General features: G+C 58.5%; 1 protein-coding gene. It reads right to left on the bottom strand.

Going from position 1 to position 1000, the window contains the following annotated elements; genetic code table 11:
- Positions 1–1000, bottom strand: a 1000-nt coding sequence (locus C8D99_RS15090; protein WP_133959328.1) for a methyl-accepting chemotaxis protein, incomplete at both ends; no start/stop codon positions are given.

Below are 1000 nucleotides of genomic sequence, written 5' to 3'. Positions count from 1 at the left end.
CCGATCTGGGAGACGAAGCTCTGGATCTCCCGGGCACGGTCGCCGAGTTTCCGGACCTCTTCCGAAGCCTGTTCAGATTCCGCCGCTACGCCGGCCACGCTGGCCACCACTTTTTTGACAGCGGTCATGCCCTCTTCACCAGCGGCCCTGGCGTGCTCCACTTCGGTCGCCATCTCCGTGCTCTTCTGGGCGGAAGACTGGGCGCCGCTGGCCACTTCCTCCACGGAGGCGTTGATTTCCTGGCTTGCTGCGGCCAGGCTTTCCATCTGGGAGGAGACGTCGTCGATGCCTGCCCGTGACTCTTCTACCTCGGCGTTGGATTCCTCCGCGAGGGCGGAGAACTCCTCGGAGTTGCTTCCGAGGCGCTCGGCTGCTTCGGAAATGGACTGCATGGCCTTCCGGAGCTTTGCTCCCATTTGGCCGAGGGCGCGGGCTACGATTGAAATCTCGTCCCTGCCGCTCTCGTCGAACTTCACGGTGAGGTCTCCGTCAGAGAACTCTTCCACGCGGCGGCGGAGGGCATCGAGGGTTTTGGCCACCGAAGAGGAGATGAGAAAGCCGAACAGGACGCCCAGCGCAATGGAAACTATGGCAAGCGTGATGAGCATCCGCTCTGCCCGGTTGATTTCGATCATATTGTTCTCGTTGGTTCTTTCGCTCCACTGGATGCAGTAATCAGCGAGATCCCGCTGGGCGTCCCGGAAGTCGGTCATCGGTTTTTCCGCGTTCTGCCTGAAAGTGGCGAAGGCTTCCTGGTTCTTGTTCTGCAGAGCCAGGCTGACAACTTCGTCAGTTGCCTTCCGGAATTCGGCAAGATGCTTGTCGGCTTCGCCCAGACGCTTGATTTCGAACTCTTCGAGTTCGATCTTGCGGTAGTTGTCGAAATTTGCGTCGTTAAGCTTCCTGCGGCTCTCGATCTCCGCGAGAAGATTGCGTTTCTCCGTTTCGTCGGTAGTCAGCATCATCTCGAAGAGATTGGCCCTGATATAGTTCATATTTG

The sequence above is a fragment of the Aminivibrio pyruvatiphilus genome (genome assembly GCF_004366815.1).
Taxonomy (GTDB): Bacteria; Synergistota; Synergistia; order Synergistales; family Aminobacteriaceae; genus Aminivibrio; species Aminivibrio pyruvatiphilus.
The sequence above is the reverse complement of the archived record's forward strand: the minus strand, read 5'-3'. Positions and strand labels throughout refer to the sequence as shown.